26 protein-coding genes are annotated in these 25,268 nt (G+C 68.9%); 19 read left to right on the forward strand and 7 right to left on the reverse strand.

Going from position 1 to position 25,268, the window contains the following annotated elements; translation table 11 throughout:
* Positions 1 to 149: 149 nt before the first annotated feature.
* The 3 genes from AC07Q9_RS25345 to AC07Q9_RS25355 all read left to right on the forward strand — a co-directional run bounded on the left by AC07Q9_RS25345 (position 150) and on the right by AC07Q9_RS25355 (position 1,660).
* A complete protein-coding gene (locus tag AC07Q9_RS25345; RefSeq protein WP_307694858.1) occupies positions 150 to 587 on the forward strand; it encodes a hypothetical protein in 438 nt (145 codons plus the stop codon).
* An 89-nt stretch (positions 588 to 676) separates the two neighbouring features.
* Complete coding sequence (locus tag AC07Q9_RS25350; RefSeq protein ID WP_307637471.1) at positions 677 to 967, forward strand: DUF2277 domain-containing protein; 291 nt, start codon at positions 677 to 679, stop codon at positions 965 to 967.
* Positions 968 to 1,033: 66 nt separating this feature from the next.
* The gene (locus AC07Q9_RS25355; protein ID WP_495312197.1) at positions 1,034 to 1,660 is read left to right on the forward strand and encodes a LysE family translocator; all 627 of its coding nucleotides are present in this window, start codon (positions 1,034 to 1,036) and stop codon (positions 1,658 to 1,660) included.
* An 87-nt stretch (positions 1,661 to 1,747) separates the two neighbouring features.
* On the opposite strand, the gene AC07Q9_RS25360 is transcribed toward AC07Q9_RS25355, so the two are convergent.
* On the reverse strand, positions 1,748 to 1,954 hold the full coding sequence (locus AC07Q9_RS25360; RefSeq protein WP_062474353.1) for a hypothetical protein: 207 nt from the start codon (positions 1,952 to 1,954) through the stop codon (positions 1,748 to 1,750).
* Between the two features lie 183 nt (positions 1,955 to 2,137).
* On the opposite strand from AC07Q9_RS25360, the gene AC07Q9_RS25365 reads away from it, so the two are divergent.
* From AC07Q9_RS25365 to AC07Q9_RS25395, 7 genes are all read left to right on the forward strand, one after another.
* Positions 2,138 to 2,584 (forward strand): helix-turn-helix transcriptional regulator, encoded by a 447-nt coding sequence (locus AC07Q9_RS25365; protein WP_369629846.1) that lies wholly within the window; start codon positions 2,138 to 2,140, stop codon positions 2,582 to 2,584.
* A gap of 31 nt (positions 2,585 to 2,615) precedes the next feature.
* Positions 2,616 to 3,026, forward strand: a complete 411-nt coding sequence (locus tag AC07Q9_RS25370) for a VOC family protein (protein WP_489057903.1) — start codon at positions 2,616 to 2,618, stop codon at positions 3,024 to 3,026.
* Positions 3,027 to 3,112: 86 nt separating this feature from the next.
* Positions 3,113 to 5,515 (forward strand): ATP-binding cassette domain-containing protein, encoded by a 2,403-nt coding sequence (locus AC07Q9_RS25375; protein ID WP_495312198.1) that lies wholly within the window; start codon positions 3,113 to 3,115, stop codon positions 5,513 to 5,515.
* Between the two features lie 73 nt (positions 5,516 to 5,588).
* Positions 5,589 to 7,817 carry a penicillin-binding protein 1C gene (pbpC, locus tag AC07Q9_RS25380; protein WP_495312199.1) on the forward strand — a complete coding sequence of 743 codons (2,229 nt, stop codon included), beginning with the start codon at positions 5,589 to 5,591 and terminating at the stop codon, positions 7,815 to 7,817.
* The gene (locus AC07Q9_RS25385) at positions 7,814 to 9,274 is read left to right on the forward strand and encodes a TPM domain-containing protein (RefSeq protein ID WP_495312200.1); all 1,461 of its coding nucleotides are present in this window, start codon (positions 7,814 to 7,816) and stop codon (positions 9,272 to 9,274) included. Before pbpC ends, AC07Q9_RS25385 begins: the two co-directional genes overlap by 4 nt.
* Positions 9,275 to 9,395: 121 nt before the next feature.
* Positions 9,396 to 10,076 carry a FadR/GntR family transcriptional regulator gene (locus tag AC07Q9_RS25390; RefSeq protein ID WP_489057900.1) on the forward strand — a complete coding sequence of 227 codons (681 nt, stop codon included), beginning with the start codon at positions 9,396 to 9,398 and terminating at the stop codon, positions 10,074 to 10,076.
* On the forward strand, positions 10,073 to 11,395 hold the full coding sequence (locus AC07Q9_RS25395; protein ID WP_495312201.1) for a CynX/NimT family MFS transporter: 1,323 nt from the start codon (positions 10,073 to 10,075) through the stop codon (positions 11,393 to 11,395). Before AC07Q9_RS25390 ends, AC07Q9_RS25395 begins: the two co-directional genes overlap by 4 nt.
* 15 nt (positions 11,396 to 11,410) lie before the next feature.
* Here the strand turns inward: AC07Q9_RS25395 and AC07Q9_RS25400 are convergent, their stop codons facing one another.
* Positions 11,411 to 12,217, reverse strand: a complete 807-nt coding sequence (locus tag AC07Q9_RS25400; RefSeq protein WP_495312202.1) for a hypothetical protein — start codon at positions 12,215 to 12,217, stop codon at positions 11,411 to 11,413.
* A gap of 167 nt (positions 12,218 to 12,384) precedes the next feature.
* Here AC07Q9_RS25400 and AC07Q9_RS25405 point away from each other — a divergent pair, with 167 nt between their 5' ends.
* The 4 genes from AC07Q9_RS25405 (at position 12,385) to AC07Q9_RS25420 (ending at position 16,702) form a co-directional block, all read left to right on the forward strand.
* A complete protein-coding gene (locus tag AC07Q9_RS25405) occupies positions 12,385 to 14,619 on the forward strand; it encodes an NADP-dependent isocitrate dehydrogenase (RefSeq protein ID WP_495312203.1) in 2,235 nt (744 codons plus the stop codon).
* Between the two features lie 186 nt (positions 14,620 to 14,805).
* Positions 14,806 to 15,156: a DUF1161 domain-containing protein gene (locus AC07Q9_RS25410; RefSeq protein ID WP_495312204.1), complete on the forward strand. Its 351-nt coding sequence runs from the start codon at positions 14,806 to 14,808 to the stop codon at positions 15,154 to 15,156.
* A gap of 17 nt (positions 15,157 to 15,173) precedes the next feature.
* Positions 15,174 to 15,776, forward strand: a complete 603-nt coding sequence (locus AC07Q9_RS25415) for a Pr6Pr family membrane protein (protein WP_495312205.1) — start codon at positions 15,174 to 15,176, stop codon at positions 15,774 to 15,776.
* A 161-nt stretch (positions 15,777 to 15,937) separates the two neighbouring features.
* Complete coding sequence (locus tag AC07Q9_RS25420; protein ID WP_495312206.1) at positions 15,938 to 16,702, forward strand: SDR family oxidoreductase; 765 nt, start codon at positions 15,938 to 15,940, stop codon at positions 16,700 to 16,702.
* Between the two features lie 14 nt (positions 16,703 to 16,716).
* On the opposite strand, the gene cynS is transcribed toward AC07Q9_RS25420, so the two are convergent.
* Positions 16,717 to 17,160, reverse strand: coding sequence for a cyanase (gene cynS, locus AC07Q9_RS25425; RefSeq protein ID WP_495312207.1), 444 nt, complete (start codon positions 17,158 to 17,160; stop codon positions 16,717 to 16,719).
* A 187-nt stretch (positions 17,161 to 17,347) separates the two neighbouring features.
* A complete protein-coding gene (locus AC07Q9_RS25430) occupies positions 17,348 to 17,770 on the reverse strand; it encodes a nuclear transport factor 2 family protein (RefSeq protein WP_307586563.1) in 423 nt (140 codons plus the stop codon).
* 87 nt (positions 17,771 to 17,857) lie between these two features.
* Between AC07Q9_RS25430 and AC07Q9_RS25435 the strand changes: the two genes are divergently transcribed.
* The 4 genes from AC07Q9_RS25435 to AC07Q9_RS25450 all read left to right on the forward strand — a co-directional run bounded on the left by AC07Q9_RS25435 (position 17,858) and on the right by AC07Q9_RS25450 (position 22,118).
* Complete coding sequence (locus AC07Q9_RS25435; protein WP_495312208.1) at positions 17,858 to 18,439, forward strand: TetR/AcrR family transcriptional regulator; 582 nt, start codon at positions 17,858 to 17,860, stop codon at positions 18,437 to 18,439.
* A gap of 32 nt (positions 18,440 to 18,471) precedes the next feature.
* The gene (locus AC07Q9_RS25440; RefSeq protein WP_495312209.1) at positions 18,472 to 19,365 is read left to right on the forward strand and encodes a LysR substrate-binding domain-containing protein; all 894 of its coding nucleotides are present in this window, start codon (positions 18,472 to 18,474) and stop codon (positions 19,363 to 19,365) included.
* 136 nt (positions 19,366 to 19,501) lie between these two features.
* Positions 19,502 to 20,659, forward strand: a complete 1,158-nt coding sequence (locus tag AC07Q9_RS25445; RefSeq protein ID WP_495312210.1) for an alpha-hydroxy acid oxidase — start codon at positions 19,502 to 19,504, stop codon at positions 20,657 to 20,659.
* Between the two features lie 124 nt (positions 20,660 to 20,783).
* Positions 20,784 to 22,118 (forward strand): MFS family transporter, encoded by a 1,335-nt coding sequence (locus AC07Q9_RS25450; protein ID WP_492681612.1) that lies wholly within the window; start codon positions 20,784 to 20,786, stop codon positions 22,116 to 22,118.
* Between the two features lie 24 nt (positions 22,119 to 22,142).
* Here the strand turns inward: AC07Q9_RS25450 and AC07Q9_RS25455 are convergent, their stop codons facing one another.
* On the reverse strand, positions 22,143 to 22,775 hold the full coding sequence (locus tag AC07Q9_RS25455; RefSeq protein ID WP_495312260.1) for a TetR/AcrR family transcriptional regulator: 633 nt from the start codon (positions 22,773 to 22,775) through the stop codon (positions 22,143 to 22,145).
* A gap of 81 nt (positions 22,776 to 22,856) precedes the next feature.
* Between AC07Q9_RS25455 and AC07Q9_RS25460 the strand changes: the two genes are divergently transcribed.
* The gene (locus AC07Q9_RS25460) at positions 22,857 to 23,513 is read left to right on the forward strand and encodes an O-methyltransferase (protein ID WP_495312211.1); all 657 of its coding nucleotides are present in this window, start codon (positions 22,857 to 22,859) and stop codon (positions 23,511 to 23,513) included.
* Between the two features lie 82 nt (positions 23,514 to 23,595).
* Here the strand turns inward: AC07Q9_RS25460 and AC07Q9_RS25465 are convergent, their stop codons facing one another.
* On the reverse strand, positions 23,596 to 24,009 hold the full coding sequence (locus AC07Q9_RS25465; RefSeq protein WP_492697278.1) for a hypothetical protein: 414 nt from the start codon (positions 24,007 to 24,009) through the stop codon (positions 23,596 to 23,598).
* A gap of 282 nt (positions 24,010 to 24,291) precedes the next feature.
* Positions 24,292 to 25,266, reverse strand: a complete 975-nt coding sequence (locus tag AC07Q9_RS25470) for a tripartite tricarboxylate transporter substrate-binding protein (RefSeq protein ID WP_495312212.1) — start codon at positions 25,264 to 25,266, stop codon at positions 24,292 to 24,294.
* Between the last annotated feature and the right edge of the window lie 2 nt (positions 25,267 to 25,268).

The raw sequence follows: 25,268 nt of genomic DNA on the forward strand, positions 1-25,268 counted from the left end.
CCGTCTGCTTCACCATTGTTGACGATTGAATCGTTCTCTCCATGGCAACGCCAATGGGCGCCTCCCGGCTTCTGAATTAACGTCGAAACCGACGCCTGCACGGGCTCTCCGGCAGGCGCACCGGCGTTCATTCACAGAGGGAGGAAATCATGGTCACAGGACTGCACGTCACGCAACAACGCTCGTTCACCAACCCGGCGGACTACGAGGCTTTCTCGCTGATCCGCGTGCACAACCAGCGGCTCGCGCCGCTGGGCGGGCGCAACGCCTGGGTGGTGCTGAAGACGAACGCCGGCAAGCGCTGCTGTCGCATGATCCGGGGCATCGGCCGCGACCCGGGCTTCCCCGAAGACGGCATCGAGATCGACTACGAGACCCGGCTCGCGCTGCAGATTCCCAAGAGCAGCATCAACATGCAGGGCTTTCACGGTTGCGCGATGGAAATCCGCCGGGCCACCGCGCTCGAGGTGCTGCGCGCGCACTGGGACCACCCCGATCCCGCCTACCGCATCCCGCTGCAGCTCAGCCTCGTGAGCTTCGTGCTGGGTGTCATCGGGTTGGGGCTGGGTGTCCTGAGCCTGAAGTAGCCTTTGCCCGGCGGGTGCTGCGCAACCAGGCGCTGTTTCGCTAGACTGGCCGCGCGGCCCCTGCGCCGCGCCTGACCGGAGCATTCGCCATGTGCCGCAGCATCAAGACCCTCTACAACTTCGAGCCCCCTGCCACCGAGCAGGAGATCCGCGCCGCCGCCCTGCAGTTCGTGCGCAAGCTCAGCGGCTTCAGCGTGCCCTCGCGCGCCAACGAGCAGGCCTTCGAGCGCGCCGTGGACGAGGTGGCCGCCACGGCCACGCGGCTGATCGACTCGCTGGTGACCACGGCCGAGCCGCGTGACCGGGCCATCGAGGCCGAGCGTGCCAAGGCGCGGTCTGCGCTGCGTTTCGGCGCACCTGCTTCGACCTCGGACGCATGAAAAAGACTTCGTTCCCGCGCTGAACGGCGCACCGCCCTTCCCACACCACCAGGAGCATCCATCCCCATGCCCATCGAACTCTGGCTCGCCTTCGTCGCCACTTCGGCGCTGCTGTTGATCATTCCGGGGCCGACCATCCTCACGGTGATCAGCTATTCGATGTCGCACGGCCGCCGCGCCAACGTGCCGCTGGTGGCCGCCGTGGCGCTGGGCGATTCGACCGCGCTGGTGGTGTCGCTGCTGGGCCTGGGCGCGCTGCTGGCCACCTCGGCCTTCTGGTTCACGGTGGTGAAGTGGGTCGGCGGCCTGTACCTGCTGTACCTGGGCATCAAGCTGCTGCGCGCCGGCATCTCGTCCACCGAGACCGCCGCGCCGGCGGCACCGGCCTCGCGCTGGCGCCTGTTCGCCAACACCTACCTCGTGACGGCGTTGAACCCCAAGGGCATCGTGTTCTTCGTGGCCTTCCTGCCGCAGTTCATCCGCCCGGGCGCCGACGTGTCGCACCAGATGTGGGTGCTGGCGCTGACCTTCGTGGCGCTGGCCACGCTCAATGCCACGCTCTACGCAGTGTTCGCGAGTTCAGCCGGCCGGCTGCTCGCCTCGCCGCGCGCGCAGCGGCGCTTCCACCTGGCGGGCGGCTCGCTGCTGAGCGCGGCCGGCCTGTGGGCGCTGATGGCGCGCCGCGCCGCCTGATCACATCCACACACGCACAAGAAAGAAAAAAGACCGCGGGGCTGCGCGCCTCGCGGTCTTTTTCTTTGAGGGCCCTCGGCCCCGGTGTCAGTAGCGGTAGGGGTTGTTCGGCCGACGGTCGTAGCGATTGGGCACGCCGTCGTTGTCGCGGTCACGGTCGTAGCGGTTGGGCACGCCGTCGCGGTCGCGGTCGTAGCCATGGCCGCGCGGGGGCGGGCCCCGGTCGTAGGGTGCGACCACGCAACCAGCCAGGATGGCCGAGGCGGCCAGCAGAAGCGCGAGTGTTTTCGTCATGCGGAGTTCTCCTTGGGTGGGGCTGTACGGTCGGGCCCGCCTGCTGCGAGCCCGTACCGTATTGAAGCCCCGCCGCGTGCGCATCGGGTGTCCAGATGCGGGCGCTTGTGTGAAGTTCGTTACCGGATGTGGAACCTTTGCCTGCGCTTGAGCACGCCGTAGCGACGTGGCACGATCCCGCCGATGACCGCCACGCAGCCCCAGCCCTCCCTGCCCGACCTCGCACGGCTGCGCCGCGTGCGCGACCGCATCGACCGCGAGCACGCGCAGCCGCTGGACGTGGAAGCGCTCGCGCGCGACGCGAACATGTCGGCCGGGCACCTCAGCCGCCAGTTCCGCCTGGCCTATGGCGAGTCGCCCTACGCCTACCTGATGACGCGGCGCATCGAGCGCGCGATGGCGCTGCTGCGCCGCGGCGACCTGAGCGTGACCGAGGTCTGCTTCGAGGTCGGCTGCGCCTCGCTGGGCACCTTCACCACGCGCTTCACGGAGCTGGTGGGCGTGTCGCCCGGCGTCTACCGGCGCGAAGCGGCGCAGGCGACGGCGGGCATGCCGGCGTGCATCGCCAAACAAGTGACGCGCCCGATCAGGAATCGAGAAGCGCGAAACCCCGCCTCGCACCTAGCATGACGGCCCGACACAACCACGGACCCTCGTCACCATGAATCTCAGCATCCATTCGAGCTTTCTCCCGCACACCGACGCGCAGGCCTCGCTGGCCTTCTACCGCGACACCCTGGGCTTCGAAGTGCGCAACGACGTCGCCTATGGCGGCATGCACTGGATCACGGTCGGCCCGGCCGGCCAGCCCGCCACCTCCATCGTGCTGTACCCGCCGGCCGCCACGCCCGGGCTCACCGACGACGAGCGCCGCACGATCGCCGAGATGATGGCCAAGGGCACCTTCGCCTCGCTGCTGCTGGCCACGCCCGACCTGGCCGGCACCTTCGAACGGCTGCAGGCCCGCAACACCGAGATCGTGCAGGAGCCCACCGATCAGCCCTACGGCGTGCGCGACTGCGCGGTGCGCGACCCGGCGGGCAACCTGATCCGCATCCAGCAGACGCGCTGAGCCGGCCTCTGGCGCCGCAGCCCCCTGACCTCCTGCACGGGCGCCGCCGCCGTGGCGGCCCCGTGTCCCTTCCAGAGAAAGACCCGATGAGCAGCAAGGCCCCGAAGAAGGACGCGAAGCCCCCGAAAGACGCGCAGCACAGGCACGCCGCCGACCACCACGACCTCATCCGCGTGCAGGGCGCGCGCGTCAACAACCTGAAGGACATCAGCGTCGAGCTGCCCAAGCGGCGGCTCACGGTGTTCACGGGCGTCTCGGGCTCGGGCAAGAGTTCGCTGGTGTTCGGCACCATCGCGGCCGAGTCGCAGCGGCTCATCAACGAGACCTACAGTGCCTTCGTGCAGGGCTTCATGCCGACGCTGGCGCGGCCCGAGGTCGACGTGCTCGACGGCCTGACCACCGCGATCATCGTGGACCAGGAGCGCATGGGCGGCGACCCGCGCTCCACCGTCGGCACCGCGACCGACGCCAACGCGATGCTGCGCATTCTGTTCAGCCGCCTGGGCAAGCCGCACATCGGCTCGCCCAGCGCCTTCGCGTTCAACGTGCCCTCGGTGAAGGCCACCGGCGCCATCACGGTGGAGCGTGGCGCCAGCAAGACCGTGAAGCAGACCTTCAGCCGCACCGGCGGCATGTGTCCGCGCTGCGAGGGCCGGGGCGCGGTCACCGACTTCGATCTGACGGCTTTCTACGACGACAGCAAGTCGCTCAACGAAGGCGCGCTCACCATCCCGGGCTTCAGCATGGAAGGCTGGTACGGGCGCATCTTCAACGGCTGCGGCTTCTTCGACCCCGACAAGCCGATCCGCAAGTTCACGAAAAAAGAGCTCGACGCCCTGCTCCACAAGGAGCCGACCAAGATCAAGATCGACGGCATCAACCTCACCTACCAGGGCCTCATTCCGCAGGTGCAGAAGTCGTTCCTGGCCAAGGACGTCGAGGCGATGCAGCCGCACATCCGCGCCTTCGTCGAACGGGCCGTGACCTTCACCACCTGCCCCGAATGCGAAGGCACGCGGCTGAGCGAAGCGGCGCGTTCGTCGCGCATCAAGAAGCTCAACATCGCCGAGGCCTGCGCGATGCAGATCAGCGACCTCGCCGCGTGGGTCGGCGGCCTGAACGAGCCCTCGGTGGCACCGCTGCTGGCCAAGCTGGCGCACACGCTCGATTCCTTCGTCGAGATCGGCCTCGGGTACCTCAGCCTCGACCGTCCCTCGGGCACGCTCTCGGGCGGCGAGGCGCAGCGCGTGAAGATGATCCGCCACCTGGGCTCCTCGCTCACCGACGTGACCTACGTCTTCGACGAACCCACCATCGGCCTGCACCCGCACGACATCCAGCGCATGAACGAGCTGCTGCTGCGCCTGCGCGACAAGGGCAACACGGTGCTGGTGGTGGAACACAAGCCCGAGGCCATCGCCATCGCCGACCACGTCGTCGACCTCGGCCCCGGCGCGGGCTCGGCGGGCGGTACGGTCTGCTTCGAGGGCAGCGTGGAAGCGCTGCGCACCAGCGGCACGCTCACGGGCCGGCACCTGGACGACCGGGCCGCGCTCAAGAAAAAGCTGCGCCAGCCCACCGGTGCATTGCCGATCCGCGGCGCCAAGGCGCACAACCTGCGCAACGTCGATGTCGACATTCCGCTGGGCGTGCTGGTGGTCGTGACCGGCGTGGCGGGCTCGGGCAAGAGCTCGCTGGTGCACGGATCGATCCCCGCTGGTGCGGGCGTGGTGGCAGTCGACCAGGGCGCGATCCGCGGCTCGCGGCGCAGCAACCCGGCCACCTACACCGGCCTGCTCGACCCGATCCGCAACGCCTTCGCCAAAGCCAACGGCGTGAAGCCTGCGCTGTTCAGCGCCAACTCCGAGGGCGCCTGCCCCACCTGCAACGGCGCGGGCGTGATCTACACCGACCTGGCGATGATGGCCGGCGTGGCCACCATTTGCGAGGAGTGCGAGGGCAAGCGCTTCCACGCCTCGGTGCTCGAACACCATTTCGGCGGGCGCGACATCAGCGAGGTGCTCGCGATGCCGGTGACCGAGGCCGCGGCCTTCTTCGGCGAGGGCCCGGCGCGCACGCCGGCCGCGCACGCCGTCCTGCAACGGCTGGCCGACGTGGGCCTGGGCTACCTGAGCCTGGGCCAGCCGCTCACCACGCTGTCGGGCGGCGAGCGCCAGCGGCTCAAGCTGGCCACGCACATGGCCGAGAAAGGCGGCGTGTACGTGCTCGACGAGCCGACCACCGGCCTGCACCTGGCCGACGTGGCGCAGCTGCTGGCCCTGCTCGACCGGCTGGTGGATGCGGGCAAGTCGGTCATCGTCATCGAGCACCACCAGGCGGTGATGGCGCACGCGGACTGGATCATCGACCTGGGCCCCGGCGCCGGCCACGACGGCGGGCGCGTGGTCTTCGAGGGCACGCCGGCCGACCTGGTCGCCCAGCGCGCCACGCTCACAGGACAGCATCTCGCTGCGTACGTGGGCACCTGACGCGTCCCGCAAGGCATGGCGGAGAATGGGCCGTCTCCGCTTTGCCTGCCGCCCCGCGGCCCCGTCTGCTGCGATGCCTCTTGCGTTCTCGTTTTCTTCCACTGCCCGGCGCACCCTGGCCGTGGTCCTGCTGACGGCAGCCGCCGCACCCTCCGCCTGGGCGCTGGCCAGCTTCGAGGAAGTGAAGCGCGACTTTCGTTCCTCCGAGACCGCCGTGCTCGACCGCCAGGGCGAGCTGCTGCAGCGCGTGCGCACCGACCCCACGGTGCGGCGCGGCCAGTGGACCGCGCTGGCCGACGTGTCGCCCGCGCTGCGCGCGGCCATGGTGCTGAGCGAGGACAAGCGCTTCTACGAACACAGTGGCGTCGACTGGCGCGCCGCCTCGGCCGCCGCCTGGGGCAACCTGTGGAACACGCGCACGCGCGGCGCCTCGACCATCACCATGCAGCTGGCGGGCCTGCTCGACGACGACCTGCGCCGCGCGGCGGGCGGGCGCAGCTTCACGCAGAAGATCGGCCAGACGGTGGCGGCCACGCAGCTGGAGCGCCGCTGGCGCAAGGACCAGATCCTCGAGGCCTACCTGAACACGGTGCCCTTCCGCGGCGAGATCGTCGGCATCGACGCGCTCTCGCGCACGCTCTTCAGCAAGGCCCCGAGCGGGCTCGACGCGCGCGAGGCCGCCGTGGCCGCCGCGCTGGTGCGCGCGCCCAACGCCCGCCCCGCGCTGGTGGCGCAGCGCGCCTGCGAGGTGCTGCGCGTGATGGAGCCCGGCGCCAAGGCCGACTGCGAGGCGCTCGACATGTTCACCAGCGCCGTGGTGCAGCGGCGTGCGTTCGAGCCCAACGAAGGCATCGCGCCGCATGCCGCGCGGCGGGTGCTGCGCGAATGGCGTGATGCCGGGAACGACAAATCCACCCCACCCGCCAGCGTCCGCACCACGCTGCGCGCGCCGCTGCAGCGCTACGCGCTCGACAGCCTGCAGCGCCACCTGCGCGAGCTGCGCGGGCGCCACGTCGAAGACGGCGCGCTCGTGGTGCTCGACAACGCGAGCGGCGAGGTGCTGGCCTGGGTCGGCTCCTCGGGCCCGCTGAGCCAGGCCGCCGAGGTCGACGGCGTGACCGCGCTGCGCCAGCCCGGCTCCACGCTCAAGCCGCTGCTGTACGCGCAGGCCCTCGCCGAGAAGCGCATCACGGCCGCCTCGCTCATCGAAGATTCGTCGGCGCAGATCAGCACCGCGAGCGGCCTCTACATTCCGCAGAACTACGACCGCCGCTTCAAGGGCCCGGTGTCGGCGCGCACCGCGCTGGCCGCCTCGCTCAACGTGCCGGCCGTGCGCACGCTGGTGATGGTGTCGCCCGAGGCCTTTGCGCGCGAGCTGCGCGCCGCCGGCCTGCCGCTGCGCGAGAGCGGCGACTACTACGGCTACAGCCTGGCGCTGGGCAGCGCCGAGGTGTCGCTGCTGTCGCTGGCCAATGCCTACCGCATGGTGGCCAACGGCGGGCGCTTCGGGGCGACCACGCTCACGCCACGCCCTGCCCCGGCCAACAAGACGAAGCCTGCAGAAGCTGCGCCACTGCTCGACCCGCGCGCCGCCTTCATCGTCGGCGACATCCTCTCCGACCCGAACGCGCGCACGCGCACTTTCGGCCTGGACAGCATCCTGTCCACCCGCTTCTGGACCGCCGTGAAGACCGGCACCAGCAAGGACATGCGCGACAACTGGGCCGTGGGCTGGTCGCAGCGCTACACGGTCGGCGTGTGGGTCGGCAACGCCAGCGGCGCCTCGATGTGGGACGTGAGCGGCACCAGCGGCGCCGCGCCCGTGTGGGCCGAGGTGATGCGCTTCCTGCACGCGCGCGAACCCAGCCGCGCGCCCGCGCCGCCCGCCGGGCTGGTCGAGGCGCGCGTGAGCTTCGGCCCGGGCGCCGACGGCAGCCCGCTCGAAGCGGCGCGCAGCGAATGGTTTTTGCAGGGCACCGAGCAGCCGCTGTTCGCGCTCGACACCGGCATGGCGAGCGACGCCGCCTCGGCGCGCATCACGGCGCCGTCCGACGGCACGATCCTCGCGCTCGACCCCGACATTCCGCCGCAGCGCCAGCGCGTGCGCTTCGAAGCCGAAGGGCGCGGCGTGCAGTGGCGCATCGACGGCAAGTTCCACGCGCGCGGCAACAGCGCGCAGTGGCTGCCGTGGCCCGGGCGGCACCTGATCGAGCTGGTGGACGCCAGCGGCAAGGTGGTCGACCAGCGCCGGGTTGAAGTGCGCGGCGCGGGCGTGGTGGCGGCGAAGGGCGCGCGCCGATGAACGCGCTGGTGCGCGCGCCGTTGCCGATGCCCCGCTGGCTGTCGCTGTGCCTCGCCTTGCTGCTCGTGCTGGGCCTCGCCGGCCCGCGCGCCGTGCAGGCCAAGCCCGTGCCGGTGCCGCCGATGAGCTCGCGCGTGGTCGACCTCGCGCAGGCGCTGCCGGCCGGTGAGGCCGAGGCGCTGCGCGCGCAGATCGCCGACATCCAGAGCCGCACCCAGGCCCAGCTCGCCGTGCTCATCGTGCCGACCACGGGCGAAGACACCATCGAGGCCTACGCCACGCGCGTCTTCGCCAAATGGCGGCTGGGCCGCAGCGACGCCGACGACGGCATCCTGCTGCTCGTGGCGCAGAAGGACCGACGCATGCGCATCGAGGTCGGCACCGGCCTCGAAGGCACGGTGACCGACATCCAGGCGGCCCGCATCATCGACCGCGAGATGGCGCCGCGTTTTCGCGAGGGCGACTTCGCCGGCGGCGTGCAAGCGGCCGTGGGCGCGCTCGCCCGGCTGCTCGGCGGCGAGGTGAGCGTCGTCGCACCCGAGTCGCAGCAGATCGTCGTGGACCGCGCCCCCGCACCCGACGACGAGAAGGTCACCAGCCTGACGCGCGGCGGCCACGTCACGCCCGAGGGCTGGGGCCTGATGGGCGTGGTGCTGTGGGGCCTGGGTCTGGGCATCTGGCACGGCCGCGGCGTCCCGCGCGACCCGCCGCGCGGCAGCTCGGCCTCGCGGCGCGCCGAGGAGAAAAAACGCAAGGGCAAGCGCAAGGGCAGCGCGCGCCCCGAACCCTGGGCCGATGCCCTGGCGGCGATCGAGCCCGAACCGGTGCGTGCGCGCCCTGCCCCGCGCGACCTGCGCCTGGTGCTCGGCCTGCTCGGGGCCGGCCCGCTGGCGGCCGGCGCGGCGCTGCTGAACCCGGCCATCGCGCTGGTGCTGGCGATGCCGGCGATCTTCGGCTACGGCCTGGGCTTTCTCTGCGGCATGTCGCGCACGGCCGCCATCTTCATGGGCGGCTTCGTGCTCGTGATCGCGTCGCTGGTCGCCATTGCGTGGACGGTCGGCGCCGACCGCTTCTGGTGGGGCTTCTTGTGGGCGCTGTGCATCGGCGGCGCGACGCTGTTCGCGGTGGTCATCGTGCGCTGCATGGTCAACACCTTCCAGCGCAGCATGGTCAGCTTCCTCGTCCGTCTGGTCATCGTGGCGGGCATCTGCGGCTACGTGTTCCACATCACATCGCCCGGCCCGGTGCCCGACACCTCGTGGATTCCCATCGCGCTGGCGGCGTTCTTCTCGATGCTGATCGGCTTCCTGCCGCCCGGCGTCATGGAGTCGGGCAGCGGCGACGACGACGACAGCGGCTGGAGCAGCAGCAGTTCGTCGTCCTCGTCCTCCTCTTCATCCTCCTCCTCGGACAGCGGCGGTTCGAGCAGCGGCGGCGGCGCCTCGGGCAGCTGGTAGAGCGGGCGAAAGCGGGCGGCCGGCCCTCCCGGCGAGCCGCTCATGCCCCTCCCGTTGACCGCGTCTTTTTAACAATGGTTAAATTCATCCAATCATTCAATGAATAAGCCGGCCTGATCCCATGCTCGTCCAACCTCCTCGCACCTCCCTGGCCGACGCCGCCGCGAACAGCATCCGCACCGAGATCGCCTCGGGCCGCTGGCCCATCGGCTCGCGCATTCCCATCGAGCCCCAGCTGGCGCAACTGCTGGGCGTGAGCCGCGGCACGGTGCGCGAGGCGGTGAAGACGCTGGTCTCGCGCGGCCTGCTCGAGGTGCAGCAGGGTTCGGGCACCTACGTGCGATCGGGCTTCGACCCCTCGGCCAGCCTGCAGAAGCTGCGCCTGGCCAGCCTGCGCGACCAGTTCGAGGTGCGCCGCGCGCTCGAGGTCGAGGCCGCCCGGCTCGCCGCCGTGCGCCACACCGCGAAAGACCTGCGCCGGCTGCACGCCCTGCTCGACAAGCGCGGCCAGCCCGACATGGCCGACAACGGCGCGGCCTTCATCGAGCGCGACCTGGCCTTCCACCTGGCCATCGTCGATGTGTCGGGCAACCTGGCGCTGGTCGAGACCTGCCGCTTCATCACCGGCTACATCAAGGAAACCATCGCCAGCACGCTGAGCGCCAGCCTGCCCGAGCCCGACGAGGCGGCGCACCGCGCCATCGTCGAAGGCATTGCCAGCCGCGACCCCGAGCGCGCCGCCGCCGCCGTGCGCGAGCTGATGGCGCCGACGCTCAACGCGCTCGCACTGGGCACGGCATGAGCGCCATGACCTTGCCCACGGGTGCCGCCACCGCTGCGCGCACCCAGGCGGCGCCATCGGGCGCCGAAGAACTGCTGATCGACGCCGAAGTCGACAGCCTGCCCGCACCGCGCCCCACGCCCACCCCCAGCCGGGCCCGTCGGCTGCTGCTGGGCCTGACGGTGGTGCTCATCGCCTTCAACCTGCGGCCGGTGTTCGCCAGCCTGTCGGTGGTGCTGCCGGAAATCATCCGTGCCACCGGCCTGTCGGCCACCGCCGCCAGCCTGCTGACCACGCTGCCGATCGTCTGCCTGGGCGTGTTCGCGCCGATGGCGCCCTGGCTCGGGCGCCGCTTCGGCACCGAGCGCACGCTGCTGGGCTGCATGGTGCTGATCGGCGTGGGCACGCTGCTGCGCGGCACCGGCAACATCCCGCTGCTGTTCCTGGCCTCGGCCATCGCGGGCAGCGGCATCGCGGTGTCGAACGTGCTGCTCTCGGGCCTGGTGAAGCGCGACTTCGCCAAGCAGGCCGCGCTGATGATGGGCCTGTACACCATGGCCGTGTGCGGCGGCGCCGCCAGTGCCGCGGGCCTCACCGTGCCGCTGGAGCACGCGCTGGGCGGCGGCTGGACGCTGGCGCTCGCCATGTGGGCCGTGCCGGCCGCGCTGGTCACGTTCATCTGGGCGCCGCAGGCGCTGCCGCTCAAGCCGGTGGCGAGCGAGTCGGGCTTCACCGTGCGCGGCCTGTGGCGCGACCGGCTGGCCTGGCAGGTGACCTTCTTCATGGGGTTGCAGTCGGCCCTGGCGTACATCGTGATGGGCTGGCTGGCGCCGATCCTGCGCGAGCGCGGGCTCAGCGGCGAAATGGCCGGCTATGTGGTGTCGCTGTCGGTCATGACGCAGGTCGTGACCTGCCTCGTGGTGCCGGCGCTGGCCGTGAAGCTGCGCAACCAGCGCGCGCTGGCGGTGGTGCTGTCGGCGATGACGGTGGCGGCCATGCTGGCCATGCTGTTCGCGCCGCTGGACGCCCCCGGCGGCATGTGGACCTGGGCCGTGGTGCTGGGCATTTCGCAGGGCGGCACCTTCGCGCTGGCGCTCACGATGATCGTGCTGCGCTCGCCCGATTCGCACATTGCCGCGCACCTGTCGGGCATGGCGCAGGGCGTGGGCTACATGGTGGCGGCCTTCGGTCCGCTGCTGGCCGGGCTGCTGCACGGCTGGACCGGCAGCTTCCGCGCCTCGGCCTGGCTGTTCGTCGGCCTGGGCGTGGTGCTGGTCATGGCGGGGCTGGGCGCGGGACGCACGCTGCACGTGGGCGCGGTGACGGTGCCGCGGCACTGAGCCGCTGCTGCCTGCCTACTGCAGCCCGCCGTCGCAGGCGGTCGGTTTCTGCGCGCTGTCGTCCGTGAAGTCGACGCTGGTGCGCTTGTTGCCGGCCGGCCCCGTGTGCGCCGGCCACTCGCTCTGCAGCCAGGTGTAGCGCCACCCATAGGGGCCGCCGGCCTTCGCCGGCGCGTCGTAGGCGATGCGCAGGCTGCCGCGGCTTTCGTCGTGGCAGTGCTTCGAGGTCTTGTATTCCTTCTCGCTGAAGCAGGCGCGGATCGACCGCGAACACCAGTACGGGATGCCCTCGCGCGCGGCCTTGGCGCGCTGCCCGGGCGGCGTGTCCAGCGGCACGAAGTCGGCCGTCACATAGGACGCGCCGCCGCCCGAATAGCTTTCCGATTCGCGCTGGGTCACGGCCACGGCCCAACGGCCTTCCGCCAGCGGGTAGAGCACCGGCGCGAGGGCCAGGTGCAACTCGGGGTGGTCGCTGGGGCGGTCGCGCTGCTGCGAGGCCACGTAGGTCGAAAAATCGTGCAGCTGCGCGAGCTGCCAGGTGTCGGCGCCGGCATCGCGCTTCAGGCGCGCCATGGCCAGGGGCTTTTCCGAGGTGAGCAGGTAGTCGTCGGGCGCGCCGCCGTCGCGCGGGCGGTGCAGCTTCAGCGCCTGCGCATCGCAGGGCTGGGGCAGCAAGGCGCACAGGTGGGCGCGCCACATGGCGTCGACGGCCTCGGGCGCCTTGACGGCCACGAAGACCTGCGCCGCGGGCGCGGCGAGCAGGGGGCCGGCCGGCAGCGACGCGAGAAGACCGACGATCCCGGCAAGAGGCAGCTTTTTCATGGGGCGCAATGGTAGCCATCGCGCGAAGCCCTGGCAGAGGGGTCATCGGGGTTTCTCCGACCGCGCCCCGGCCCGACCGGGCGACAATGGGGGGCTCCGGCGAAAGTCCATTTCGCCCAATGAAATTTCAGCCCTCTCGACAACCCAGAACCTACGGAAGCAAGCGCATGAGCACGAAGCAACCCACCATCGTCTACACCCTCACCGACGAGGCGCCCCTGCTGGCGACCTACGCCTTCCTGCCCATCGTGCGCGCCTTCACGGCTCCGGCCGGCATCAACGTGACGACGAGCGACATCTCGGTGGCCGCCCGCATCCTGGGCGAATTCCCCGAATTCCTGAGCGACGACCAGAAGGTGCCTGACAACCTGGCCGAACTGGGCAAGCTCACGCTGCAGCCCGACGCCAACATCATCAAGCTGCCCAACATCAGCGCCTCGGTCGCCCAGCTCAAGTCGGCGATCAAGGAACTGCAGGGCAAGGGCTACAAGATCCCCGACTACCCGGAGAACCCGACCTCGAACGAGGACAAGGACATCCGCACGCGCTACAACAAGTGCACCGGCAGCGCCGTGAACCCCGTGCTGCGCGAAGGCAACTCCGACCGCCGCGCGCCCCGCGCCGTGAAGGAATACGCCCGCAAGAACCCGCACAGCATGGCCGACTGGAGCCAGGCCTCGCGCTCGCACGTCTCGCACATGCACGGCGGCGACTTCTATCACGGCGAAAAGTCCATGACCCTGGACCGCGCGCGCAACGTCAAGATGGAACTGCTCACCAAGAGCGGCAAGACCATCGTGCTCAAGTCCAAGGTCGCCCTGCTCGACCGCGAAGTCATCGACTCCATGTTCATGAGCAAGAAGGCCCTGCTGGCCTTCTATGAAAAGGAAATCGAAGACGCGCACAAGACCGGCGTCATGTTCTCGCTGCACGTCAAGGCCACCATGATGAAGGTCTCGCACCCCATCGTGTTCGGCCACTGCGTGAAGATCTTCTACAAGGAAGCCTTCGAGAAACACGGCAAGCTGTTCGACGAGCTGGGCATCAACGTCAACAACGGCATGGTCGACCTGTACAACAAGATCGCCACGCTGCCCCAGAGCACGCAGGACGAGATCAAGCGCGACCTGCACGCCTGCCACGAAGGCCGCCCCGAGCTGGCCATGGTCGACTCGGCCAAGGGCATCACCAACTTCCATTCGCCCAACGACGTGATCGTGGACGCCTCGATGCCCGCCATGATCCGCAACGGCGGCAAGATGTGGGGCGCCGACGGCCGCCTGAAGGACGTGAAGGCCGTGATGCCCGAATCGACCTTCGCCCGCATCTACCAGGAGATCATCAACTTCTGCAAGTGGCACGGCGCCTTCGACCCCAAGACCATGGGCACCGTGCCCAACGTCGGCCTGATGGCCCAGAAGGCCGAAGAGTACGGCTCGCACGACAAGACCTTCGAGATCCCCGAAGACGGCGTGGCCAACATCACCGACCTGGACACCGGCGAAGTGCTGATGAGCGAAGACGTGGAGCAAGGCGACATCTGGCGCATGTGCCAGGTCAAGGACGCCGCCATCCGCGACTGGGTGAAGCTGGCCGTCAACCGCGCGCGCAACTCCGGCATGCCGGTCGTGTTCTGGCTCGACGCCTACCGCCCGCACGAGGCGCAGCTGATCACCAAGGTCAAGATGTACCTGCACGAGCACGACACCACGGGCCTGGACATCCAGATCATGAGCCAGGTGCGTGCCATGCGTTACACGCTGGAGCGCGTCGTGCGCGGCCTGGACACCATCAGCGCCACCGGCAACATCCTGCGCGACTACCTGACCGACCTGTTCCCCATCATGGAACTGGGTACCTCGGCCAAGATGCTGTCGATCGTGCCCCTGATGGCCGGCGGCGGCATGTACGAGACCGGCGCGGGCGGCTCGGCTCCCAAGCACGTGCAGCAGCTGGTGGAAGAAAACCACCTGCGCTGGGACTCGCTGGGTGAATTCCTCGCGCTGGCCGTGAGCCTGGAAGACCTGGGCCTGAAGACCGGCAACGCGCAAGCCAAGATCCTGGCCAAGACGCTCGACGCCGCCACCGGCCAGCTGCTGGACAACAACAAGAACCCGTCGCCCAAGACCGGTCAGCTCGACAACCGCGGCAGCCAGTTCTACCTGGCCATGTACTGGGCCCAGGAACTCGCCGCGCAGACCGAGGACAAGGACCTGCAGGCCAAGTTCAAGAAGCTGGCCGAGACGCTCACCGCCAACGAGAAGAAGATCGTCGACGAACTCGCCGCCGTGCAAGGCAAGGCCGTGGACATCGGCGGCTACTACCTGGCCGACCCGAAGAAGTACGAAGCCGTGATGCGCCCGAGCGCCACGCTGAACGCGGCGCTGGCACCGGCGGCCTGATCCCGCTGCGCCTGCGTCTTCCGGGTCTGTGCTGACCCGGAAGCCCTGACACCAACGGCCTGTCGCTCGCGCGGCAGGCCGTTTGTTTTTGCGTTTGTCTTTGCGTCTGCCACCGCGCAGCGCGAAACTAGACGCCGACTCCCCCGCCCCCATTCCACTGCAAGAGAAAAGAAAGGCAGGCCCCTCATGAAACTCCGTCTGCTTGTGACTGCTGCTGCCGCGTCGACCCTGCTCGTGGCCGCCGGCGGCGCCCACGCCCAGAGCAACTGCGACACGCTGCGCGCCGAGATCGAGGCCAAGATCGCCGCATCGGGCGTGACGAACTTCAGCGTCGTCACCGTCGATGCCACCGCCACGGCAAGCGGCCAGGTGGTGGGCAGCTGCGACCTCGGCACCAAGAAGATCGTCTACCAGCGCGAAGGCGGCGCGGCCTCGCCGGCCCCTGCATCCACCTCGGCCCCCGCACCGCGCGGCGAGCCGATGCTCACCGAGTGCAAGGACGGCTCGGTGTCCATGGGCGGCAACTGCAAGCCCTGAGCCGAGGGCAGCATCGCGTGATCTGGCCTGCCTTGCGCCTCTTCTTCGGCCTGCTGACCTTGGTGGCGATCGGCTGGCAGCTGACGATCCATGTGCGCATGGGCTTCAACGTCGTCAACTTCTTCAGCTTCTTCACCAACCTCTCGAACCTGTTCGCGGCGATCGTGCTGGTGCTGGGCGCGCGCCGCCTCTGGCAGCCGGTGTCCACGGGGCCTGACGAAGGGCTGCGCGCCATGTCGGCCGTGAACATGGTGGTGGTCGGCATCGTCTTCTCGCTGCTGCTGCGCGACGTCGACCTCGGCGCGCTGCGGCCGTGGATCAACACGCTGCTGCACCACGTGATGCCGTGCGTCGTGCTGCTCGACTGGCTGCTGCAGCCGCCGCGCACGCGCCTCGGCGGCCGGCAGCTGCTGTGGACGCTGGTCTTCCCGATGGCCTACCTGGCCTACACGCTGGTGCGCGGCAGCCACATCGGCTGGTACCCCTACCCCTTCCTCAATCCCGCGAACGTGGGCGGCTACGGCGGCGTGGCCGTCTATGCCGCAGGCATCGCGCTGACCTTCGGGTTGGCGGGATGGGGGCTGCTGGCGTTGGGGAACCGGCTGGGCCGGCGCGGCTGACGCGGCCCCGCGCACGGCTCGCCTGTTTCTGCATTTCGCAGGATCAGGCAAAAACCTCGTTCGATCCGGATACCGCCTCCAGCCCCTTCGCCCCGAGACTCATCCCCATGCCCGGCGCACCCCTCGCGCCGTGGCGCACCGACCCGCATGAGGAGTTTTGTATGAGTGCAATCCAGGACACAGTGGTTCTCGTCACCGGCGCCAGCAGCGGCATCGGCGAGGCGACGGCGCGGCGGCTCGCGCGGCGTGGCGCCCATGTGGTGCTCGGCGCGCGCCGCACCGAACGGCTCGCGGCGCTCGCGGCCGAGATCAACGCCACCGGCGGCTCGGCGAGCTTCCGGCGGCTGGACGTGACGCACCGGCCCGACATGGAGGCCTTTGCCGAGTTCGCCCTCGACACGCACGACCGCATCGACGTGCTGGTGAATGCCGCCGGCGTGATGCCGCTGTCGCCGCTGTGGCAGCGCAAGATCGAGGAGTGGGAGCTGATGATCGACGTCAACCTGCGCGGCATGCTGCTGGGCGTGGCGGCCGTGCTGCCCACGATGCAGGAGCAGGGCTGGGGCCACATCGTCAACGTCGCGCCGGTGGCCATGGGCGGCGCCACGCCCGACTCGGCCGTGTACCACGGCACGCAGTACGCGGTGCAGGCGATTTCCGAAGGGCTGCGGCGGGAACACGCGGGGCGTGTGCACGTCTCGCTGGTGAGCCCCGACGTGGCCGAGGCCGCCGACCCGCTGGCCGAGCGCATCGCCGACAGCTACGCCTTCGAGCGCATGCGCACGCGGCGACGGCTGACGACGCCGGTCGATGGCGTGGCGCGCGCCATTGCCGGTGCGATCGAGGGCGCGCGCTACGGCATGGCGGGCCCGGGCTGGCGCCCGGCCCCGACGCAGCGGCCGAAGCCGGCGGCACCGGTGTACTGACTGAGCGCCTGGCCTCAGTAGCTCTTGTACGGCAGGAACTTGCCCGACAGCACCACGTTGACGCGGTCGCCCTTCGGGTCGGGCTGGCGCTGGATGTCCATGCTGAAGTCGATGGCGCTCATGATGCCGTCGCCGAACTCCTCGTGGATCAGTTCCTTGATGGTGGTGCCGTACACGCTCACCACCTCGTACCAGCGGTAGATCAGCGGGTCGGTGGGTACGGGCGTGGGCAGCGAGCCCTTGTAGGGCACGAGCTGGAGCCACTTCTGCTCCTCGGGCGTGAGGCCGAAGATCTTGCCGACGGCCTTGGCCTGCTTGTCGTCGAGCGTCATCTGGCCGAGGCAGGCGGCGGTGGTCCACTCCTTCGACAGGCCGACCTTCTTGGCCACGTCGGCCCACTGGATGCCCTTGGACACCTTCACGGTGATGATCTTCTCGGTGACGTCGTTGCGGTTCATGCGGCTTGGCTCCTGGGTTGAAACGGATGCAACAGGACTAGCAACAGACATGCCCAGCTGACTTGCTCCCTCCCCCTCTGGGGGAGGGCTGGGGTGGGGGCACGCGGCCTCCGAAAAAACATGGCGCCTGTTCGAAGGCCTGCCCCCATCCCAACCGTCCCCCAGAGGGGGAAGGAGCAAGACCGCTTCAGCGCTCCCAGCGGAACTTGCGCTCCGATTCCGCAATGGGCTGGTCGTTGATGCTCGCGTAGCGCCTTTGCATCAACCCGTTCTGCGCAAACTCCCAGTTCTCGTTGCCATGGCTGCGGAACCACTGGCCCGCGGCGTCGTGCCATTCGTACTCGAAGCGCACCGCGATGCGGTTGTCCATGAAGGCCCACAGCTGCTTCTTCAGGCGGTAGTCGTGCTCGCGCTCCCACTTGCGCGACAGGAACTCGACCACCTGTTCGCGGCCATTGACGAAGTCGGCGCGGTTGCGCCATTCGGTGTCGGGCGTGTAGGCCAGGCTCACGCGCACGGGGTCGCGCGAGTTCCAGGCGTCTTCGGCGGCCTGGACTTTCTGGAGGGCGGATTCGAGGGTGAAGGGCGGCAGCGGCGGGCGGGATTCCATGGCGGTCTTTCAGTCAAAAGATGAAGTGATGAAGGCCCGCAATGTGCCACGAGTAGACAGACCTGTCTACATGCCTACAATCGCCGCATGGACATCTCTGCACTGCCCGCGCGCGAGCGCATCCTGCTCACGGCGCACGAGTTCTTCTATGCCGACGGCATCCGCGCCACCGGCATCGACCGCGTGATCGCCGCGTCGGGCGTCACCAAGGTCACCTTCTACCGGCACTTCCCCTCGAAGGACGACCTGGTGCGCGCCTTTCTCGACCACCGGCACGGCGTGTGGATGGCCTGGTTCGTCGATGCGCTGGGCCGGCGCGACGCGCAGCAGCGCATCGCGCAGGGGCAGGCGCTGCCGGTGCTGGCCGACGTGATGGCCGAGTGGTTCGCCGACCCGCTGTTTCGGGGCTGTGCCTTCATCAACTCGGTGGTGGAAGTCGGTGCCAGCGTGGCCGGCGCCGCCGACATCGCGCGCGAGCACAAGCGCGAGATGGTCGAGGTGATCGCCGGCCTGCTGCCCGACGGCCCGCAGCGCATGGCCGTTGCGCAGGCGGCCGCGCTGGGCGTCGACGGCGCCATCGTCAAGGCGCAGATGGGCGATGCGGCCCTGGCGCGCGAGGCGGTCGACGACCTGCGGCGGCTGCTCGATGCGCTCGTCGCGCTTCGATAACATCGCATCGCTCACTCCCTTCCAAGAAACACATGGCATCGACGCGACTTCCCTCGACCCAGGGCCTGCAGGCCTTCGAGGCCGTCGCGCGGCTGCGCAGCGTGAACGTCGCGGCCGAGGAGCTCAGCGTCACGCCCAGCGCGGTCAGCCACCGCATCCGCCAGCTCGAGACGCAGCTCGAGCTCAAGCTCTTCACGGGCAACGACTTCGGCCTGAGCGCCGACGGCGTGGCCTACCTGGCGCGCGTGCGCGAGGCCATCGCGGCGCTGCAGCAGGTGCCGGGACGCGAGCCCGCGTCGCAGGTGCGGCGGCTGCGCGTGGCCGTCACGCCCACCTTCTCGCGCCAGATGCTGCTGCCCCGGCTGGCCGAGTTCCGCGACGCCTACCCGACCATCGAGCTGATGCTGCAGGTGACCATGCCGGTGCGTAACTTCACGGCCGAAGACGCCGACATCGAGCTGCGCTTCGGCACCGGCCCGTTCCACGACCGCGAGTTCTGCCAGCTGCTGGCCGACGACGTCTCGCCGGTGTGCAGCCCGGCCTATCTGGAACGCCACGGGCCCTTCGAGCAGCACTTTTCGACCGACGCCGAGGTGGCGCGCGTGCAGCTGCTGCGCACGCCGCTGGAGTCGTGGCGCATCTGGTTCAAGGCCTGCGGCATCGGCCTGCCCGAGCCGGCCGTGGGCCACCAGTTCAACGACCTGGGGCTGGCGCTCGATGCGGCCGCCGAAGACTTCGGCGTGGTGCTCATGCACCTGCGGCTGGGCCGCGCCTGGCTCGACAACGGCCGGCTGGTGCGCCTGTCGCCGCACAGCGCGCCCTCGCCCAACGCCTACTTCCTGTGCTGGCGCCCCGGCACCATGGAACGCTGGGAATGCGCCACCTTCGTCGAATGGCTGCGCCAGGCGCTGCGCGAGCCGGGCTGAATAATTTTCAGCCGGGGTGTGGGCTTTTTTCAGGTCGCCGGCGCGTTTCCCCTGCAGACTCGACCCCCGGCGCTGCCGTGGCCCACATGGCCCGGCCCGCCTTGACCCCCATAACACCAGCCAGGAGACCTCCCCCGTGCCCGACCTTTCCAAGATCACCTGCATCGAAGACCTGCGGGCGATCGCCCAGCGGCGCGTGCCGAAGATGTTCTACGACTACGCCGACTCCGGCGCCTGGACCGAGAGCACCTACCGCGCCAACGAGAGCGACTTCCAGAAGATCAAGCTGCGCCAGCGCGTGGCCGTGAACATGGAAGGCCGCTCCACCCGCACCACCATGATCGGCCAGGAGGTGGCCATGCCCGTGGCCATCGCGCCCACGGGCCTGACCGGCATGCAGCACGCCGACGGCGAAATTCTGGGCGCGCGCGCGGCCAAGGCCTTCGGCATTCCGTTCACGCTCTCGACCATGAGCATCTGCTCGCTGGAAGACATTGCAGAGAACACCGACCGGCATCCCTTCTGGTTCCAGCTCTACGTGATGAAGGATCGCGACTTCATCGAGCGCCTGATCGACCGCGCCAAGGCCGCCAACGTGTCGGCGCTGCAGCTCACGCTCGACCTGCAGATCCTCGGGCAGCGCCACAAGGACATCAAGAACGGCCTGTCCACGCCGCCCAAGCCCACGATCAAGAACCTCATCAACCTGGCGACCAAGCCGCGCTGGTGCATGGGCATGCTGGGCACCAAGCGCCGCACCTTCGGCAACATCGCCGGCCACGCCAAGGGCGTGAAAGACCTGTCGTCGCTGTCGTCATGGACCGCCGAGCAGTTCGACCCGGCCCTGAGCTGGGCGGACGTCGAATGGATCAAGAAGCGCTGGGGCGGCAAGCTGATCCTCAAGGGCATCATGGACGCCGAAGACGCACGCCTGGCCGTGGCCAGCGGCGCCGACGCGCTCATCGTGTCGAACCACGGCGGGCGCCAGCTCGACGGCGCCCCGTCGTCCATCGCCGCGCTGCCGGCCATCGCCGATGCCGTGGGCAGCCAGATCGAGGTGTGGATGGACGGCGGCGTGCGCAGCGGGCAAGACGTGCTCAAGGCCCGCGCCCTGGGCGCACGCGGCACGCTGATCGGCCGCAGCTTCCTGTACGGCCTGGGCGCCTATGGCCAGGAGGGCGTGACGCGCGCGCTGCAGATCATCCACAAGGAACTGGACATCACGATGGCCTTCTGCGGTCGCACGCAGATCGACGATGTGAAGTCGGACATCCTGTTGCCTGGCACGTTCTGACAGGCGGCTGAAGACCCCGTCGGGCGCAGGCCGATGCGGCGTCGGCTGACACGCCACCCCCGCAGGGCGGCGCAGAATGGTTGAGCCACAACAACAGGTCCCCCGGGGCCACAGAAGGCACACCATGAGCGCAGTCACCTCGACCCAGGGAGGCCTCGCGGCCTCTTCTTCGTCCCTCCCTCACTACACGGCCGAAGAAAAACGCCACCGCGTCTTCGCGATCATGGCGGCCTCTTCCGGCAACCTGGTCGAGTGGTTCGACTTCTACGTGTATGCCTTCTCGGCGCTCTATTTCGCGCCGGCCTTCTTCCCCAAGTCGGACCCCACCGCACAGCTGCTGAACACCGCCGGCGTGTTCGCGGCCGGCTTCCTGATGCGGCCCATCGGCGGCTGGCTCTTCGGCCGCGTGGCCGACCGGCTCGGGCGCAAGACCTCGATGCTGATCTCGGTGACCATGATGTGCGCCGGCTCGCTCGTCATCGCCTGCCTGCCCACCTATGCGCAGATCGGTGCCTGGGCGCCCTTCCTGCTGCTGGTGTGCCGCCTGTTCCAGGGCCTGTCGGTGGGCGGCGAATACGGCACCACCGCCACCTACATGAGCGAGGTGGCGCTGCGCGGGCAGCGCGGCTTCTTCTCGTCGTTCCAGTACGTCACGCTCATCGGCGGCCAGCTGCTCGCGGTGCTGGTCATCGTGGTGCTCGAACAGCTGCTCACCGAGGCCGAGCTCAAGGCCTGGGGCTGGCGCATTCCCTTCGTGATCGGCGCCATTGCCGCCGTGGTCGCGCTGCTGCTGCGTCGCACGCTGCACGAAACGCAAAGCGCCGAGGCCAAGGCCAACAAGGAGGCCGGCAGCATGGCCGGGCTCTTCAAGCACCACACGCCGGCCTTCCTCACCGTGCTGGGCTACACGGCCGGCGGTTCGCTGATCTTCTACACCTTCACCACCTACATGCAGAAGTACCTGGTGAACACCGTGCACCTGCCGATCAAGACCGCGAGCTACGTGATGACGGGCGCGCTCTTCGTCTACATGTGCATGCAGCCGCTGTTCGGTGCGCTGTCGGACCGCATCGGGCGGCGCAACAACATGCTGCTGTTCGGCGGCCTGGGCGCGCTGGCCACCGTGCCGATCCTCACGGCGCTGCAGCACACGACGAGCCCGGTGCTGGCCTTCGTGCTGATCATCGCGGCGCTGGCCATCGTGAGCTTCTACACCTCGATCAGCGGCATCGTGAAGGCCGAGATGTTCCCGCCCGAGGTGCGCGCACTGGGCGTGGGCCTGGCCTACGCGGTGGCGAATGCGATCTTCGGCGGATCGGCCGAGTACGTGGCGCTGGGGCTCAAGTCACTGGGCCACGAGTCGGCGTTCTTCTGGTACGTGAGCGCGATGATGGTGATCGCGTTCCTGGTGAGCTTGCGGTTGCCGAGGCAGGCGAGTTATCTGCATCACGACCATTGATGCACGAAGCGCCTCGCGGCCGGTTCAGCGCGAGGCCAGGCTTTCCATGTAGACGCAGAACATGTCGGCCATCGCACCCGCCCAGGCCTCGATCTCGGCGTCGGTGCGAGGGCGCTCCGAGAATTCTTTCCCCACGGCGCTGAGCGTCGCCACGATCAGGTCGCCCGCCATCGCACGCGTGGCATCGGAAGCCGCTGGCAGCGCCTCCTGCATGAACACGCGGACGATCTCGTCGCCGGCGGCGCGCACTTCTTGCGCCTCGGGTGCGTCGCGGTAGAACGGCGCGGCGGCGTCGAGCGCCGTTCGCACGTCGGCCTCCTCGCATTCGGAGCGGACGAATGCGTGCGTCAGCAGGCGCAGGCGCTCCAGAGCAGGACGCTGCGTGTCCCCGAGGATGCCGCGCATCAACTCCGTGGTCTGCCGCCATTCATCGCTCTGCAAGCGGAACAGGATCGACGCCTTGTTCGGGAAGTACTGGTACACCGACCCCACGCTCACGCCCGCACGCTCGGCCACGCGCGTCGTGGTGAAGCGGCGCACGCCTTCTTTCGCCAAAACCTGAACAGCGGCCTGAAGAATGGCCCCGAGAAGGTCGGCCGAGCGCGCCTGCTTGGGCTGCCTGCGAGAGGAGATCGGGGTGCTTTGACGGTCGGTCATGGGAGCGTGGCGAAACGCGAATGGAAAACATGAAGGGTTCTTCATAGTATTTCTCATCTGCTTTTCACACGAAAGAAACCCGTGAGCACCTTGACCACCGCCCCCCTCGCGCCCTTGCTGGACCGCCTGTTCCAGGAGGCCAGCGCGGCCACCAGCCCGGCCATCGCCGACGTCAGCCCGGAGGAACGCCACCGGCTGATGCACAGCAAGACCGAGTACATCGCGCTCTACAGCCGGCTCAAGGATGTGTGGCTGCCCGTGTCGCGCGAGACCGGCGTGCTGCTGTACCAGCTGGCGCGCAGCACGAACGCGCGCCACATCGTGGAGTTCGGCACCTCCTTCGGCCTGTCCACCCTGTACATGGCCGCGGCGCTGCGCGACAACGGCGGCGGCCGCCTGATCGGCAGCGAGTTCGAACCCTCGAAGGTCGCCAGGGCCCGCGCGCACCTGGCCGAAGGCGGCGTGGCCGACCTGGTCGAGATCCGCGAAGGCGATGCGCTGCAGACGCTGGCCGTCGACCTGCCAGAGTCCATCGACCTGCTGCTGCTCGATGGCGCCAAGGCGCTCTACCCCGACGTGCTGGCGCTGGTCGAGGCGCGCCTGCGGCCGGGCGCGCTGATCGTGGCGGACAACGCCGACCACAGCCCGGCGTACCTGGCGCGCGTACGCTCGCCTGACAGCGGGTACCTGTCGGTGCCGTTCGGCGGTGACGTGGAGTTGTCGATGCGGTTGGGGTGAGGCTTTTTTCGCAACCTCCATCGAAGAGAGATTGCAATAAAAAAACGAGGGCCCGTCGGCAGCTCGATGGTCTCTCGTGATCCTACGGGCCGCCGACCTTCGTGAAGGTCGCGCCATAGCGAGTGAGGCAAGCGGTTGCGGCGGTGGTCTCAGGTACCAGCGTGGTGACCATGCGCCGCTCCTTCATGCGCGAGATGGTGACGATTCCATCGTCTCGCAATTCCGCAGCCATCAGCTTGTTGGTCATTGAGATGGAATCTACCCGGTAGCCCCATGCACGCTTGACGAGCCTTGCCTGAGAAAACGCGGCGTAGTTCATCACCGTGTCCCATCCATCGAAGATGCAGTCGGCGAGAAGCCCTTGTTTGCTCGGGTCATAGCGACCCTCGATGATGGTTTCGAACGTCTCAGCCGTCATTGCGATCGGATACTGTGTGCAGCCCGATATCGCCATCAAGGCCGTGATCGAGGCCCAGATCTTCCAACGAGATTTCATTCGCTCTTCGCTCCTGGTTATAGGGGCGACAGCATAGCGTGACACATTGGCAGGTGCCCCAACTTGCGCGTGCACAGCCCGATCTCGCCGCACACGAGCAAACGCACGGAAAACCCGCGGGCATGGGAAGCGGCCTTCGTGAAGCAAGAGGCGATCTACCTCCCGCTGGTGACACCCGGTCTGCAAGTGGCAGCCGCGGCCATGCGGCATCACCTGCAGGCGTCGCGCGTCCGATGGAGCGGAGAGTCCGTCGCACCGGGCGGCTGACGCCAGCCGACAACCTCAGTCCGCGTACACCCCCGCCGCCTTGATGATCGGGCTCCACTTCGCAATCTCCGCCGCCACGAACTTCTTGTGCCCCTCGGGCTCGATGCGCCCGTCGGTGGCGACCACGGCGCCGAGTGCTTCCTCGCGCTTGATGAAGTCCGCATCTTTCAGCGCCGCCTTCAGCGCGTCGCTGATCTTCTTGAGCACCGGCGCGGGCGTGCCCTTGGGCGCGTACAGGCCGTGCCAGATCGTCACCTGGAAGTTCTTCAGACCGGCCTCATCGAGCGTTGGCAGGTCTTTCAAGAGCGGCGTGGTCAGGCGCTTGAGCGTGGTCACTGCATAGGCCTTGACCTTCTTCGCTTCGATCTGCGGCGAGGTGTTGGTGCTCTGGTCGCACAGGAGGTCGATCTGGCCGCCGATCAGGTCGGTGATGGCTGGCGCCGTGCCCTTGTAGGGCACAGGCGTCATCTCGGTCTTCGTGGCGCTCTGGTAGAGCAGGCCGCACAGGTGCGAGGCCGAGCCGATGCCCGCGTTGCCCAGGTTGATCTTGCCCTTGTTGGCGGCGATCCAGGCGGTCAGTTCCTTGTAGTTGGTGGCCGGCAGGCTGGGCTTGGCGATGAGCGTCATGGGCACGTCGTTGACGATGCCCAGGTACTCGAAGTCGGTCTCGACCTTGAACGGCACGTTGCGCACCAGCGTCGGCACGGTCGCCATCGCGATGTGGTTGAGCAGCAGCGTGTAGCCGTCGGGGTTGGCGCGCGCGACCTTGGCCGCACCGATGGAGCTGCCCGCGCCGGGCACGTTGTCGATGATGACGCTGACACCGCCCAGCGGCTTGCGCAGTGCCTCGGCCAGATCGCGCGCCACGCGGTCGGTCGGGCCGCCGGCCGCGAAGGGCACGACGATGGTCACGGGCTTGCCCGCGGGAAAGTCCTGCGCGTGGGCGCACACAGCCAGGGCCATCGCCGCGAGGGCGAACAGTTTTTTCATGA

The sequence above is a fragment of the Variovorax sp. GW821-FHT09A10 genome (genome assembly GCF_059418385.1).